This window comes from Stenotrophomonas sp. YJH_SMC_110, from assembly GCF_059369255.1.
Map to the genome: position 1 here is coordinate 205,603 of NZ_JCAFSM010000008.1, position 12,995 is coordinate 218,597.

General features: G+C 67.9%; 15 protein-coding genes. 8 read left to right on the plus strand and 7 right to left on the minus strand.

Annotated elements, in window-relative coordinates; all coding sequences use genetic code 11:
* The first annotated feature begins 1 nt into the window (after nt 1).
* From AC5P6H_RS15835 to AC5P6H_RS15845, 3 genes are all read left to right on the plus strand, one after another.
* The gene (locus AC5P6H_RS15835; protein WP_180834763.1) at nt 2-505 is read left to right on the plus strand and encodes an arsenate reductase ArsC; all 504 of its coding nucleotides are present in this window, start codon (nt 2-4) and stop codon (nt 503-505) included.
* Between the two features lie 13 nt (nt 506-518).
* The gene (arsB, locus tag AC5P6H_RS15840; RefSeq protein ID WP_014645509.1) at nt 519-1,550 is read left to right on the plus strand and encodes an ACR3 family arsenite efflux transporter; all 1,032 of its coding nucleotides are present in this window, start codon (nt 519-521) and stop codon (nt 1,548-1,550) included.
* A gap of 486 nt (nt 1,551-2,036) precedes the next feature.
* Nucleotides 2,037-2,411, plus strand: a complete 375-nt coding sequence (locus AC5P6H_RS15845) for a hypothetical protein (protein WP_495202868.1) — start codon at nt 2,037-2,039, stop codon at nt 2,409-2,411.
* A 13-nt stretch (nt 2,412-2,424) separates the two neighbouring features.
* On the opposite strand, the gene AC5P6H_RS15850 is transcribed toward AC5P6H_RS15845, so the two are convergent.
* Nucleotides 2,425-3,090 (minus strand): Ivy family c-type lysozyme inhibitor, encoded by a 666-nt coding sequence (locus AC5P6H_RS15850; protein ID WP_032959356.1) that lies wholly within the window; start codon nt 3,088-3,090, stop codon nt 2,425-2,427.
* 135 nt (nt 3,091-3,225) lie between these two features.
* On the opposite strand from AC5P6H_RS15850, the gene AC5P6H_RS15855 reads away from it, so the two are divergent.
* Nucleotides 3,226-3,681, plus strand: a complete 456-nt coding sequence (locus AC5P6H_RS15855) for a YybH family protein (RefSeq protein WP_495202871.1) — start codon at nt 3,226-3,228, stop codon at nt 3,679-3,681.
* Nucleotides 3,682-3,804: 123 nt separating this feature from the next.
* Here AC5P6H_RS15855 and AC5P6H_RS15860 read toward each other — a convergent pair whose 3' ends face one another.
* The 5 genes from AC5P6H_RS15860 to AC5P6H_RS15880 all read right to left on the minus strand — a co-directional run bounded on the left by AC5P6H_RS15860 (nt 3,805) and on the right by AC5P6H_RS15880 (nt 6,889).
* Nucleotides 3,805-4,830: an NAD(P)H-dependent glycerol-3-phosphate dehydrogenase gene (locus AC5P6H_RS15860; protein WP_032959354.1), complete on the minus strand. Its 1,026-nt coding sequence runs from the start codon at nt 4,828-4,830 to the stop codon at nt 3,805-3,807.
* Between the two features lie 20 nt (nt 4,831-4,850).
* Entirely contained in the window at nt 4,851-5,369 is a 519-nt protein-coding gene (gene secB / locus AC5P6H_RS15865; protein WP_005407596.1) for a protein-export chaperone SecB, read from the minus strand.
* A 99-nt stretch (nt 5,370-5,468) separates the two neighbouring features.
* A complete protein-coding gene (locus AC5P6H_RS15870) occupies nt 5,469-5,906 on the minus strand; it encodes a rhodanese-like domain-containing protein (protein ID WP_014645505.1) in 438 nt (145 codons plus the stop codon).
* Between the two features lie 57 nt (nt 5,907-5,963).
* Complete coding sequence (locus AC5P6H_RS15875) at nt 5,964-6,389, minus strand: hypothetical protein (protein ID WP_014035526.1); 426 nt, start codon at nt 6,387-6,389, stop codon at nt 5,964-5,966.
* 32 nt (nt 6,390-6,421) lie between these two features.
* Complete coding sequence (locus tag AC5P6H_RS15880) at nt 6,422-6,889, minus strand: YiiD C-terminal domain-containing protein (protein WP_005407593.1); 468 nt, start codon at nt 6,887-6,889, stop codon at nt 6,422-6,424.
* A gap of 35 nt (nt 6,890-6,924) precedes the next feature.
* Between AC5P6H_RS15880 and AC5P6H_RS15885 the strand changes: the two genes are divergently transcribed.
* The 3 genes from AC5P6H_RS15885 to AC5P6H_RS15895 all read left to right on the plus strand — a co-directional run bounded on the left by AC5P6H_RS15885 (nt 6,925) and on the right by AC5P6H_RS15895 (nt 10,118).
* On the plus strand, nt 6,925-7,734 hold the full coding sequence (locus tag AC5P6H_RS15885; protein WP_014645504.1) for a uroporphyrinogen-III synthase: 810 nt from the start codon (nt 6,925-6,927) through the stop codon (nt 7,732-7,734).
* Between the two features lie 104 nt (nt 7,735-7,838).
* On the plus strand, nt 7,839-8,816 hold the full coding sequence (locus tag AC5P6H_RS15890) for a uroporphyrinogen-III C-methyltransferase (protein WP_032959352.1): 978 nt from the start codon (nt 7,839-7,841) through the stop codon (nt 8,814-8,816).
* Between the two features lie 6 nt (nt 8,817-8,822).
* Nucleotides 8,823-10,118, plus strand: a complete 1,296-nt coding sequence (locus AC5P6H_RS15895) for a heme biosynthesis HemY N-terminal domain-containing protein (protein WP_346601619.1) — start codon at nt 8,823-8,825, stop codon at nt 10,116-10,118.
* 226 nt (nt 10,119-10,344) lie between these two features.
* Here AC5P6H_RS15895 and AC5P6H_RS15900 read toward each other — a convergent pair whose 3' ends face one another.
* On the minus strand, nt 10,345-11,640 hold the full coding sequence (locus AC5P6H_RS15900) for an acetyl-CoA C-acetyltransferase (RefSeq protein ID WP_111206060.1): 1,296 nt from the start codon (nt 11,638-11,640) through the stop codon (nt 10,345-10,347).
* Between the two features lie 93 nt (nt 11,641-11,733).
* On the opposite strand from AC5P6H_RS15900, the gene AC5P6H_RS15905 reads away from it, so the two are divergent.
* Nucleotides 11,734-12,621, plus strand: a complete 888-nt coding sequence (locus tag AC5P6H_RS15905) for a hypothetical protein (RefSeq protein WP_041862938.1) — start codon at nt 11,734-11,736, stop codon at nt 12,619-12,621.
* Nucleotides 12,622-12,995 lie beyond the last annotated feature (374 nt).

Consider the following 12,995-nt stretch of genomic DNA (forward strand, 5'->3'; position numbering starts at 1 on the left):
CATGACCCGCAATATCCTGTTCCTCTGCACCGGCAACAGCGCGCGCAGCGTGCTGGCTGAAGCCACCCTGCGCGCCTGGGACAGCGATCGCTTCAGGGCATTCAGTGCGGGCAGCCAGCCCACCGGCCAGGTCAATCCGTTCGCGCTGGCACAACTGCATGCCGAAGGAATGCCCGTTGAAGGGCTGCGCAGCAAATCATGGGACGAGTTCGTGGATGCAGCGCCCATGGACCTGGTCATCACCGTGTGTGATGCGGCCGCTGCCGAAGCTTGCCCAGTGGTGTTCGGTGACTTCATCCGCAGCCATTGGGGCCTGCCCGATCCGGCCGCCGTGGCAGGCAGCGATGCCGACAAGGCCGCAGCCTTCGCGCTGGCCCATGCCATCGTGAAAACCCGCCTGCGTGCGCTGCTCGCACTGCCCGAATCGGTGTGGTCCGAACGCGAAGCGCTGCAGCACGCGCTGGACCGGATCGGCCAGTTGTTGCCGGCCGACGGCGCGCAGTAGCGGTGCCACTGCCATGAGCCTGTTCGAGCGACACCTGACCCTGTGGGTTGTGCTGTGCATTGCGATGGGCACGCTGCTGGGCCACGTCCTGCCCGGTGCCTTCGCGGTGCTGGCGTCCGCCGAAGTGGCCAAGGTCAATCTGCCGGTTGCGGTGCTGATCTGGCTGATGATCATCCCGATGCTGCTGAAGGTCGACTTCCGCGCGATGCGCCAGTTGCAGCAACACTGGAAGGGCATCGGGGTAACACTGTTCATCAACTGGGCCGTGAAGCCGTTCTCGATGGCGCTGCTGGGCTGGCTGTTCCTGCGCCATGCCTTCGCCGACTGGCTGCCCGCAGCACAGATCGACAGCTACATCGCCGGGCTGATCCTGCTGGCAGCCGCACCCTGCACCGCCATGGTGTTCGTGTGGAGCAACCTGTGCCGCGGTGATGCCAACTTCACCCTGAGCCAGGTGGCGTTGAACGACGCGATCATGGTGGTTGCCTACGCGCCGGTGGTTGCACTGCTGCTCGGCCTGTCGGCGATCACCGTACCGTGGGATACGCTGTTGCTGTCCGTTGGTCTCTACATCGTGGTGCCGGTGCTGGCTGCTGCACTGCTGCGGCACTGGATCCTTTTGCGCAGCGGCGAGGCGGGCCTGCAACTCACGCTTCGAAGGTTGGGGCCGCTGTCCCTGTCCGCGCTGCTGCTGACGCTGGTGGTGCTGTTCGGGTTCCAGGGCCAGCAGATCGTGAAGCAACCGCTGGTAATCGCGCTGATTGCCGTGCCGATCCTGATCCAGGTCTATTTCACCTCGGGCCTGGCCTACCTGCTCAACCGTCGGCTGGGCGTGGCACATTGCGTGGCCGGCCCGTCAGCGCTTATTGGTGCCAGCAACTTCTTCGAACTGGCGGTGGCGACTGCGGTGGGACTGTTCGGCGTGCACTCCGGGGCGGCGCTGGCGACGGTGGTGGGCGTGCTGATCGAGGTGCCGGTCATGCTGTCCGTGGTGCGCATCGTCAACCGTACTCAGGCGTGGTACGAAAGACCCCAAGAGCGCTGACAACCAGAGTGGGGCGAGTTCGATTTACGTTCTTCGCTCCGCACTGTCGTCATCGGCTTGGTGGGGTACCCATATCCCTGTCATCAAGTTCGAACCATGTCGCATATTCCCCATGCTGCCACGGACGTTGCGGCACCTGCGTCCGCGACGGCTTTACAGCATGCAAGAATGCTGAAAGCGTCTTTGATCGAACGCTGTTTGCAACTCGTCTGATTGGCGTTTCGCAGCGACGGCGGTACAGATGGCGTGCCACCGGAAAAAGGTGGCCGGGCCTCGAAAACCCGTGGCAATGCGTACGTTGTATGCGCCTGCCCGTCGGCGTCACCCAGTGTGGCGCCGGCGGGCAATTCGTCTGCCGACTATGGCGGGCGGAGCGTGGAGGCCTTGTGCCTGCCGGCCTTGTACGCACTGTCCCGGTTTTCGAGCCACGTCTCCGCCCGCCACCTTTGCGTGGCGGCTACCGTCTGTCCTGCACGGGGCACTGCCATGACATCACCGGACTTCCCACGCCTGCATCCGCATCGCTCATCCGCCACTGGCGGTGGGCCGCCAGAGCACGCGGCTGCGACCGATCCGAATGCCTTCATCGCCACGCTTCACCGCATCGGCAAAGGCGCGGCCGCCGACGGCCAGCCCTGGCCAGAGCGTCACCAGATGCCGGGCCGCTGCATGGCGCTGGCCGATGCGGACTGTGCAAAGGCCGGCCAACGCGTGACGCTGGAGCTGCTGCTGGCGGCCGAGCGCGTGCGTCAGAACGGCACGGAGGCCGAGTACGTGGGCGACCGGGTGATGGAAGGGCTGATCCTGGCGTGCCTGACCATGAACGCACAGGCCAGCGCGCGCATGCAGCCGGAAGGATGAGGCGGGCACCACATCACTCGCAGAGCGCGCTGTCTTCCTTCAACGCGGCATCCTGCAGTGGCTGGCGCTGTTCGATCTGCGCACGTTGTTCCGCCGTCGGCTCGCCCAGCCACCACACACGACAGCGCGCGGTAAGACGGCCGACCATCTTCGCCTCCGTCGGCGAATACAGCATCGCCAACGCGGTGCCGGGGCAGTCGTGGGCCTGGCAGGCGGTATAGAACCACCACGGCTCGCCCTGCAACACCAGCAGCTCACCAGGACCGCTGGGCCCGCTCAACAGGCGTTCGCGCAGCGATGGAATCTCCCTGTCAGCGGATTCGGCTGCGGCTGTGTTCTTCATCAGGGCGTTGAACGCGGCCAGCACCTTCGGGTCCTTGCGGCCGCAGTCGTCCACGGTATTGCCGCCCACCAGGGTGAAGAAATGCGTCGCCAGCGGGTTGTCCGCGCAGGTGAGTTCGCCGCCGGCACTCGGGTCTTCCGGTTCGCCTTCGTCGTCCCACACCGAGGGATCCACGCCATCTTCGATGGATGGCGCCTTCTCGCCCACCGTTGCCGTGGCCGCAGGTGCTTCTGTGGCCGGTGCTGGTGCGGCTGGTGCTGCATCGGGTGCCGGTGCCTGCCCGCAGGCGGCCAGCAATGCGACCGTCAGTGCCATCCCTGTGATTCGAATCTTCATTCCCTGTCCTTGTCTGATCTGCGCTGCATCCAGCAAATCGGCAGCCGCGTGATTCTAACCAGCACCGTGCCAGGATGCGTTCGTAGCGTCCCGTCATCGTCTGGAGCCGGACGCATGCGCCATACACGACTCGCCATGATCTTCTGCAGTGCCCTGCTGCTGGCATCGCCGGCAATTGCCCACGATGCAGAAGGCGCGAAGCCTGCACAGCCTCTCCCGGGCGCAGCCCTGCCCGCACCGCTGGAGCGCGTACTACGCGATTACGAGCAGGCGTGGCGCTCGGCTGATGCCAGGGCATTGGCTGCGCTGTTTGCCGAGGATGGTTTTGTACTGCAGAGCAACCAGCCGCCGGTGCGCGGGCGTACTGCGATCGAGGCCGCGTATGCCGGCCAGGGCGGCAGTCCGTTGCGGCTGCGGGCGTTGGCTCACTCGGTGGAGGGCAACACGGGCTACATCATTGGTACGTATCGCTACGGCAGCAACGAGGGGGACACCGGCAAGTTCACGCTGACGCTGAAGCGCGTGGGCGACGGGCCGTGGTTGATCTTCTCGGACATGGACAACACCAGCGCGCCGCCACGGGCGCGGTGATTGCCGCCGTCGGGCGCCGACCAAGGTTGGCAGCTACCAGAAGCGGGTTCGGCAGTAGATCCACGCCACGCGTGGATGGTCGCGCACATAAAAAACCCCGGCACGTGGCCGGGGTTTTTCGATTCACTTGAACAGCGTGTCCGGGTATTCCGGTTTCTGTTCCCGCGCCAGCAGTGCGCGCAGGCCTTCTTCCGGGGTCTGCTCGCCGTGCAGCACGGCACGCACGCCGTCGGAGATCGGCAGGTCGATGCCATGGCGGCGCGCCTGTCGCATCACTTCGTCGGCGGTCTGCACCGACTCGACCACCTGGCCGATTTCGCGCACGGCATCCTGCAGCGACTGGCCACGGCCCAGGGCCAGGCCCAGGCGACGGTTGCGCGACAGGTCGCCGGTGCAGGTCAGCACCAGATCGCCCAGGCCGGCCAGGCCCATCAGCGTTTCCGGCTTGGCGCCAATCGCCGCAGCCAGGCGCAGCATCTCGTTGAGGCCACGGGTGATCAGGCCGGCACGGGCGTTGAGGCCCAGCTGCATGCCATCGGCCACGCCGGTGGCCACCGCCAGCACGTTCTTCATCGCACCGCCCAGCTCGGCACCGACCATGTCGTCGCCGGTGTAGGCGCGGAACGCCGGGCCATGCATCGCCTCAGCCACCGTCTGCGCGAACTCGGGCACGTCGCCGTGCACGGTGATCGCGGTGGGCAGGCCCTGGGTTACTTCCTTGGCGAACGACGGCCCGGTGACGACGGCCAGCGGCACGTCCTCGCCCAGCACTTCGCGCGCCACTTCATGCAGGAAGCGGCCCGAACCGGGTTCGAAGCCCTTGGTGGCCCAGGCCACGCCGGCACCGGCCGGACGCAGCGGCGCCAGCGCGCGCACGGTTTCACCGAACGCATGCGACGGGGTCACCACCAGGATCCAGGCCGCGCCTTCCACCGCCGACGCCAGGTCGGTGGTGGCACGCAGGCTGTCCGGCAGCGGGATGCCCGGCAGGTAGCGCGGGTTCTCGTGGCGCTGGTCGATGGCCTCGACCACGGCAGCGTCGCGCCCCCACAGCACGGTCGGGTGACCGTGCCGTGCGAGCAGGCTGGCCAGCGCGGTTCCCCAGGAACCGGCGCCCAGCACGGCGATCTTGTCAGCGGGAGTGCTCATCCGTGACGTCGCGGCAGGAATCAGGCGTTGCCAGCCGGCTCGGAGTCAGCCAGCGACGGTGCGTCGCCCTGCTCCTGGCGCTGGCGCAGGGTTTCTGCGTACAGGCCTTCGAAGTTGATCGGCTGCAGGAAGAACGGCGGGAAGCCGCCGGCCTGGATCAGGTCGCTGATCAGCTGGCGCACGTACGGGAACAGGATGTTCGGGCACTGGGTGCCAAGCAGCACGTCGATCGACTGCGGGTCCAGGCCGACCAGGCCGAACACGCCGGCCTGCTTCACTTCGGCCACGTAGGCGGTGCGCTCACCGGCCTGGCAGGTCAGGGTCACGGCCAGCACGACTTCGAAGGCGTTCTCACCCAGGCGCTGCACCTGCTGGTTCAGGTTCAGCTGCAGCTCCGGCTGCACCTGGTCATTGAAGATGGTCGGGGCGTTCGGCGACTCGAAGGAGACGTCCTTGACGTAGATCTTCTCGACGGTGAAAGCGGGGCCGGTGGCGGCATCGACCGGCGCAGCAGCGCCGTTGGTGATCTCTTCGGACATTTCCAGTAACTCCAATGAATGCAATGAAAACGATGGTCGAATTACTGCGATGGGGGCGGGATCAGGCCCATACAAGGCCGGATCCGCCACCTGCGGCAATCAGTTGCGGCCCTTGACCAGCGGCAGCTCGGCCTGCTGCCAGGCGGGAATGCCGCCGTCGAGCACGTAGACCTTCTCGAAGCCGGCCTTCTTCAGCGCCTTGGCGGCGGTTTCCGAGGCGTTGCCGCTGCGGCACACCAGCACCACCGGCGACTGCTTGGCGTTGGCCACCAGCTTGTGGTCCGGGCCGAAGGCACTGGCCTGGGCGTTGCGGCTGCCGGCAATGTGGCCCTTCTCGAAGTCACCGCTGGCCGACAGGTCGACCACCACCGTGCCGCCCGCGTTGATCAGCTGGGTCAGTTCGGCGGGCTTGATGCCCTTGAAGCCCCGGAACAGGCGGCGGATCTCGGTGACGATGATGGCCACGGTCAGGCCGACCAGGGCCGCGGACAGCATCGGGTTTCGGCCTGCAAAGGCCAGCAACTCTTCGTAATTCACTCAGGTCACGGGTCGATTAAGCGGGCGCCGATTGTCGCACAAGCCGGACGCGGCCCGTCACTGCCCCTTCCACAGGTCCGGCAGGCCGGCGGTCTGCCACCAGCGCTTGGCTTCCGGGTCCCAGCGCCAGCGCTCGACCACGACCACCGTGCGCTCGGCCTGGGTGTTCTGGTTGATCACCCCGATTTCGACCCGCCGCTCGACCAGTCCCCCGTCCAGTGAGGCACTGCTGCGCTCGCGGTAGGACGACACGCGCAGCTGCGCGTAACGGTTGAGCTCGAACTCGGTGGGCGGCTTTTCCTTGCGCAGCTTGGGGTCGAGGTAGCCGATGGCATCGTCCATGCTGCCCCAGCGGATGGTCGCCCCGTAGGCGATCTGGGTCTCTTCCAGCAGCTTGCGCTGCTTGCGGCTGAGGTCGTCGGCCGAGGCCACGGCACTGGCCAGCAGCAGGGAACAGATCAGGAACTGGATCAGGCGGCGCATCAGTGGTTTCCCCAGAACGTCAGCCTGCCATCCTACCCTTTGGCGAAGGCAACGAAGCGACCGCTGAATTCGGCGGCGGGCTTGCCATCGGCGCCGGGCTGGGTGGCGATGATGCTGATGCGGGCCTTGCGGCGCTGCCGGAAGGTGTTCAGGAAGGCATCCCAGCCGGTGGCCTCGGCCGCTTCGGCGTGGGCGTGCAGGTCTTCGTAGACCGGGGCCAGGTAGCGCAGGTTGCTGTCGGCCACGTAGACCTCGGCATCGTGGCCGGCCAGGCGCAGGCGCAGGCTGACCAGCGCCCAGCCGGACAGGGTCAGCACCGAGGCCAGGCTGCCGCCGAAGGCGTTGCCCTTGTCGTTGACGTTGGCGGCCAGCGGCGCGGTGATGCGCAGCACGCCATCGGCATAGCCGTCGAGCTGGATCTGCATGGCGCGCACCGCCGGCATGCAGTCCAGCACGTCCTGCAGGGCGGCCAACGAGGAAGTCAGGGCATCAACGGACATCGGAGCAGCGACCACGACAACGAAGGGCCCGCATAATGCAGGCAATGGCCGACCATACGATACCCACTGGCGCCACCCGTTCCGGCGCGCGCTGGACCCTGATCTCGCTGCGCCCGCGGGGCCAGAATGTGGCGCTGCGCCGCGCCGTTGCTGGGCTGGGCGGGGATGTCCTGGCCCTGGCGCCCTGGCGCCTGCAGCGCCTGCATGGCACGCCTGTGGTGCGTCAGCTGCAACGCGCGCTGAACTGCGATCGGGTGGTGTTCACCAGCCCGGCCGCCGTGACCGCGGCCGCCACCCTGCTGCCGCTGGCCGAGGCCCAGCGCAGCCCGTGGCTGACCGTCGGCGAAGGCACCGCGCGCGCATTGCGGGCACACGGCATCACCGAGGTGCACGCGCCGCAGCGGATGGACAGTGAAGGCCTGCTGGCGCTGCCGGTGCTGGCTGACGTACAGGGCCTGCGCATCGGCCTGGTGACCGCGCCCGGCGGGCGTGGCCTGATTGCCGCGCAGCTCCAGGCGGCCGGCGCCACAATCGAACGTGCCGACATCTACCAGCGTCGCCTTCTGCACCTGCCGCCCCGTGCGCTGGCCCGATTGGCGCATTCAGCGCAGCCGTGGATGCTGGCGGTGAGCAGTGGCGAAGCGCTGCAGCATTTCTGGCAGCAGCTTCCGCCGCCCTTGCAGCAGCGTCTGCAGGCGCACGCGACTGCCGTGGTGGCCAGTGATCGCCTCGGCGAACAGGCCCGGGCACTGGGCCTGCAGCATGTCGTGCGCGCGGCAGGCCCCACCAGCGCGCAGCTGGTGGCGGCCGCACACGCCACGCTCACCGTCCCGGCAGCGACCTGAACAGGGACGTGGGTCACGCTTGCCGCTGTCGTCGGCAACAGTGATGCTGTGCACAACGCGGCCTGCCGGCCCCCGACCGGCGACGTTGCCGACAAGGAAGCCCGATGAACGACACTCCGCCCGTTTCCCCGCCCCGTCGACCCGTGCGCTGGCTGCTGCCGCTGGCCGGTGTGGTCGTGCTCGGCGTGGGTGGCTATGCCGGCTGGTATGTCTGGCAACAGCAACAGAACGAACAGGCAGCGCAGGCACAGACCACGGCTGTCCAGCTGAAGGGCCTGGAGGCCACGCTGGATGCGCTGCGTCGTGACCAGCGCGCGACCAGCCAGCGCCTGCAGGACGCGGCCGCCACCAACCGCGTGCTGCGCGACGAGATGCTGGGCCTTTCCCAGCGCAGCGCATTGCTGGAAGAGAACCTGGCCAAGCTGGCCGACAGCGCCAACCAGGGCCGCCAGGCGGTACAGCGCGATGAGGCCGAACTGCTGCTGACCCAGGCCGCGCAGCGCCTGAACTACGCCGACGATGTGGAAGGCGCACGCCGGTTGTACGCCCAGGCCGCGACGGCACTGGCCGAACTGCCCGACAGTGATGGCCTGAACCTGCGCCAGGCGCTGGTGCAGGAGCGCGAGGCACTGGATGCGCTCGGCAGCGGCCCCCGCGTGCAGTCGCTGCAGCGTCTGGATGCTGTGGGCAGGGCACTGCAGGGCCTGCCTTCGCAGATCACCGGCACGACCGGCAGCAGCACCGCCAAACCCTGGTGGCAGGCAGCTCTGGCGCCGTTCGTGGACATCACCCCGAGCCGTCAGAACGGCCCGCTGACCGCTGCCGAACAGCGCAATGCCGACGACGCGCTGCAGCTGGAACTGACATTGGCACGTGCGGCAATCGAGCGCGGCGACCGCGCGGGGCGCAATACCGCATTGGACCGCGTGGAGCACTGGGCACAGCGGCGCTGGCCGGATTCACCAGCCCTGCGCGCGCAACGTGCTGAACTGAAGGCCTTGCGCGAACTGCCGCTGCAGGCCAACGACGCTGTCCTTGGCAGCACCCTGCAACAACTGCGCACCCAGACCGACCGGAGGTAAGCCCGCATGAAACCCCTGCAATCCCTGGTCGTGCTGTTGCTGGCCGTGGCCATCGGCGTGGTCGCTGCGCAATGGCTCGGCGCCGATGACCTGAACCGCTTCGGCGAAGTGACCCTGCGCTACGGCGGCTACGACTACCACAGCAACCTGCCGAAGGTGGCGCTGCTGGCAGTGATCGCGGTGCTGGTGCTATGGCTGCTGTGGAGCCTGATCGCCGCACCGTTCCGCGCCTGGGGCCGCTACCGCCGCAAACAGGGCCGGGTGCGCCTGATCGACGGCCTGCAGGCCTATGAGCACGGCCACTGGCAGCGTGCCGAGAAACTGCTGGACGGTGCCGCCAAGGATCCGGAAGTGAGCGCGGTGGCGCTGGCCAACGCCGTGCGCAGCGCGCAGGCACGTGCCGACGGCCCGGCTGGCGAGGCGCTGCTGCAGCGCCTGGGCGAAAGTGATGCCACCCTGCAGGCGCTGCTGCGCGCCGAACAGCTGCTGGCGCGCGATCTGCCGGTGGATGCGATCAACGCATTGGACGTAGCGGCGATCCAGCCGCTGCCGCCACGCGGCCTGTGGCTGCGCACCGAGGCACTGGCACAGGCCGGCCGCGCCCACGAGGCGTATGGCCAGCTGGGTGCACTGCGCCAGAGCAAGGTGCTGCCGGCCGAGGCCAGCAGTGAACTGGAAGCACGCCTGGCTGCACAGGCGCTGCTGGAAGCGGCCGACGTCAACGCGCTGGCCGCGCAGTGGGAAGCCACGCCGAAGGCACTGCGACCGACTCCGGACGTGGTTGGCGCCTATGCCAGCCGCGCGGTGGCGCTGGACTGGGACGAGCCGGCGCTGCTGGCGCTGGAACAGGCGCTGGACCAGCGCTGGGATGACGAACTGGTGGCGCTGTATGGCCGTCTGCCGGCCGAGCGCCTGGCTACCCGCCAGGCCAACCTCGCACGTTGGCGCAACGTGCATGACGGCTCGGCCGCGTTGCGCCTGGCGCAGGGCCGCGTGGCCCTGGCCCAGCAGCAGTGGGAGGCCGCCGATGCGTTCCTGCACGAGGCCATCGCCGCGGGCGCCGGTGCACCGGCGTGGGAAGCGCTGGGTGAACTGTTCGCCCAGCGTGGCGAACACGCGCTGGCCGCGCAGTGCCTGGCCAATGCGCTGCGCCTGCAGCGCGGCGAGGACAGCGTGGCGCTGGTGCGCGGCGGCGAGACGCCACTGCGTGCCACGGTGGAAGAACAGCCGCTCGCGGTGCAGCCGCCGGTGTATGACGCCAACGAAGAGCGCGACGAATTCGGTAATCCGCGGTTGCCGTGACCGCTGCTGAAGTGGGCCGACCAACGGTCGGCACCCACAGGAGCAAAAAACGCCGCCCAATGGGCGGCGTTTTCATCTGCGGGACCCGTTAGTCGCCAACCCTGGTTGGCGCGTGGCCTTTCCGAGCAATGCCGTTTCACGGCCGACCAAGGTCGGCATCTACCACAGCAGATCCAGCACGCATTTCTGGTAGTCGCCAACCTTGGTTGGCGCGCGGTCGCAGCGATCAGCGTTCGACGATCGCCACCACGCCCATGCCGCCGGCGGTGCAGATCGACACCAGCGCGCGACCACCGCCGCGTTCGGCCAGCTGCTTGGCGGCGGTGGCGATGACGCGGGCGCCGGTGGCGGCGAACGGATGACCGGTGGCCAGCGACGAACCCAGCAGGTTGATCTTGTCCGGGTCGATGCGGCCCAGCGGTGCGTCCAGCCCCAGGCGGTTGCGGCAGTAATCCTCGCTCTCCCACGCACGCAGGGTGCACAGCACCTGCGCGGCGAAGGCTTCGTGGATCTCGTAGATGTCGAAGTCCTGCAGGGTCAGGCCATTACGCTTGAGCATCTCCGGCACCGCGATGGTCGGCGCCATCAGCAGGCCTTCGCCATGCACGAAGTCCACCGCAGAGACATGCGCGTCGCGCAGGTAGGCCTGCGGCTCATGGCCGTGCGCGCGCGCCCACTCTTCGCTGGCCAGCAGTACCGCAGCGGCACCGTCTGTCAGCGGGGTGGAATTGGCGGCGGTCAGCGTGCCGCGGCCGGAGACCTTGTCGAACGCCGGCTTCAGCGTGGCCAGCTTTTCCAGCGAGGTATCCGGGCGCAGGATGTTGTCACGCTCGACGCCACGGAACGGTGCGATCAGGTCGTTGAAGAAGCCACGCTCATAGGCGGCGGCCAGCTTCTTGTGTGAGGACACCGCCCACTCATCCTGCGAGTCGCGCGAGATGTTCCATTCCTTGGCCATGTCCTCGCAGTGGTCGCCCATGCTCTTGCCGGTGCGCGGCTCGGCCACGCCCGGGAACTCGGGCTTGAGCTCGGAGAACTTGAAGCCGGAAGTGAGCGCGCGGATCTTGTCGCCGGTGCTCTTGGCGCGGTTGGCGGCCAGCAGGCGCGCGCGCAGCTTCTTGCCGTAGACGATCGGCACGTCGGAGGTGGTGTCCGAACCGCCGCCGATGCCCGATTCGATCTGGCCCAGCGCGATCTTGTTGGCGACAGTGATGATGCTGTCCAGCGAGGTGCCGCAGGCGCGCTGCAGGGTGATGCCCGGGGTCAGCGGCGACAGGCCGGACGACAGCGTGGCTTCACGGCCCAGGTTCCAGTCGCTGGAGTGCTTGATCACCGCACCCATCGCCACTTCACCCAGCTGCTGGCCGTGCAGGCCGAACCGTTCGACCAGCGCGCCCAGCGTACGGACCGACATGCCGAGGTTGCCGACATCCGAATACGCGGTGTTCTGGCGGCAGAACGGAATGCGGACGCCACCGAGGATGGCGACGGGACGAGCGTTGGGCATGGAGATACCTGGCATGGATGAGGGTGTCTGCAACATGGCCTGCACGGCGGAGCAGGCATAATGGAGCCAAGTGTAGCTGCCGCCCTGTGATGGGCCAACCGTGGAACCATGAGCAAACCCGACCCCGCGATGAATGCCCTTGGCGTGCTGGCCCTGGAACTGGCCGGCGGCGAAATCCCCCGCCAGGCGGTGCTCAGCGCTGAACAGGCCGGTGAACTGGCCGAACGCGTCGGCCGTGACCTTTCCAAGCTGGTGCCGCAGGTGGCCGAGCTGGACCTGGTGTTCGCGGCCGCCCATTTCGACCCGGCCGAAGTACTGCGCCCGGGCTGGCCGATCCATCGCCGCCTGGAAGAACTGCAGATGCGTGCCCCGGGCCGCAACCAGGGCCCGCGCCTGCTGGCCTTCGGCACCGATGCCGCAGGCGATGTGCCGCTGCCGTTCCAGGCCGATGCGACCCTGGTGGGGGGCGGCCTGCGCGTGGTGCCGTTCCTGCTGACCGGCAGCGACGTGGCCACCACCAACGCGGTGGCCAATGCGCTGGAAGAAACACTGCTGGCCAACGGCATGGCGCATGCCGACACCGCGTTGATGGCACAGAACAGCTTCGGCGCCCGCATCGAACACGCGCGCTATTTCACCGTGAACGACCTGGCCGCGATGATGTCGATGCAGTACGACAACCAGGGCTTGGCGGCGCTGTGGCCGCTGATCGAGACCGCGATCATGGCGCCGGGCGAAGACGAGTGGCTCAATGCCGCGCCCGAGCCGCTGCTGCGCTATACCCATGGCGAGGCACGCATGGCGCTGTTCGATCCGGCGGGTTGGTGCGCGTACTACAACCACAGCAAGAACGATTGCGACCGCCTGCAGGGCATCTACGAGCAGTTCCTGATGCGCCAGCGGCAGATGGCCGCGGTGCTGGAAGCGCACGGCGTGCCGGTGCTGTTCGTGCACTGCGAGGCCGGCCAGGACGCGCGCGAGCTGCTGGCGCGCTGAAGACGGGTAGTGCCGGCCGCTGGCCGGCAACGTCCGGATCTGCGATTGCCGGCCAGCGGCCGGCACTACCGATAATGAAAAACGCCGGCTGGCGCCGGCGTTTTCCGTTTCCAGCAGAAATGGCCGCAGTGCTGTTCGCGCACTGCGAGGCCGGCCAGGACGCGCGCGAACTGCTGGCGCGCTGAAGACGGGTAGTGCCGGCCGCTGGCCGGCAACGTCCGGATCTGCGATTGCCGGCCAGCGCCCGGCACTACCGATAATGAAAAACGCCGGCTGGCGCCGGCGTTTTCCGTTTCCAGCAGAAATGGCCGCAGTGCTGTTCGCGCACTGCGAGGCCGGCCAGGACGCGCGCGAACTGCTGGCGCGCTGAAGAC

Bases quoted from the DNA above. Each gene is read 5' to 3' on its own strand.
- AC5P6H_RS15835 (WP_180834763.1), top strand. From the start codon at position 2: ATGACCCGCAATATCCTGTTCCTCTGCACCGGCAACAGCGCGCGCAGC.
- arsB (WP_014645509.1), top strand. From the start codon at position 519: ATGAGCCTGTTCGAGCGACACCTGACCCTGTGGGTTGTGCTGTGCATT.
- AC5P6H_RS15845 (WP_495202868.1), top strand. From the start codon at position 2,037: ATGACATCACCGGACTTCCCACGCCTGCATCCGCATCGCTCATCCGCC.
- AC5P6H_RS15850 (WP_032959356.1), bottom strand. From the start codon at position 3,090: ATGAAGATTCGAATCACAGGGATGGCACTGACGGTCGCATTGCTGGCC.
- AC5P6H_RS15855 (WP_495202871.1), top strand. From the start codon at position 3,226: ATGATCTTCTGCAGTGCCCTGCTGCTGGCATCGCCGGCAATTGCCCAC.
- AC5P6H_RS15860 (WP_032959354.1), bottom strand. From the start codon at position 4,830: ATGAGCACTCCCGCTGACAAGATCGCCGTGCTGGGCGCCGGTTCCTGG.
- secB (WP_005407596.1), bottom strand. From the start codon at position 5,369: ATGTCCGAAGAGATCACCAACGGCGCTGCTGCGCCGGTCGATGCCGCC.
- AC5P6H_RS15875 (WP_014035526.1), bottom strand. From the start codon at position 6,389: ATGCGCCGCCTGATCCAGTTCCTGATCTGTTCCCTGCTGCTGGCCAGT.
- AC5P6H_RS15880 (WP_005407593.1), bottom strand. From the start codon at position 6,889: ATGTCCGTTGATGCCCTGACTTCCTCGTTGGCCGCCCTGCAGGACGTG.
- AC5P6H_RS15885 (WP_014645504.1), top strand. From the start codon at position 6,925: ATGCAGGCAATGGCCGACCATACGATACCCACTGGCGCCACCCGTTCC.
- AC5P6H_RS15890 (WP_032959352.1), top strand. From the start codon at position 7,839: ATGAACGACACTCCGCCCGTTTCCCCGCCCCGTCGACCCGTGCGCTGG.
- AC5P6H_RS15895 (WP_346601619.1), top strand. From the start codon at position 8,823: ATGAAACCCCTGCAATCCCTGGTCGTGCTGTTGCTGGCCGTGGCCATC.
- AC5P6H_RS15900 (WP_111206060.1), bottom strand. From the start codon at position 11,640: ATGCCAGGTATCTCCATGCCCAACGCTCGTCCCGTCGCCATCCTCGGT.
- AC5P6H_RS15905 (WP_041862938.1), top strand. From the start codon at position 11,734: ATGAGCAAACCCGACCCCGCGATGAATGCCCTTGGCGTGCTGGCCCTG.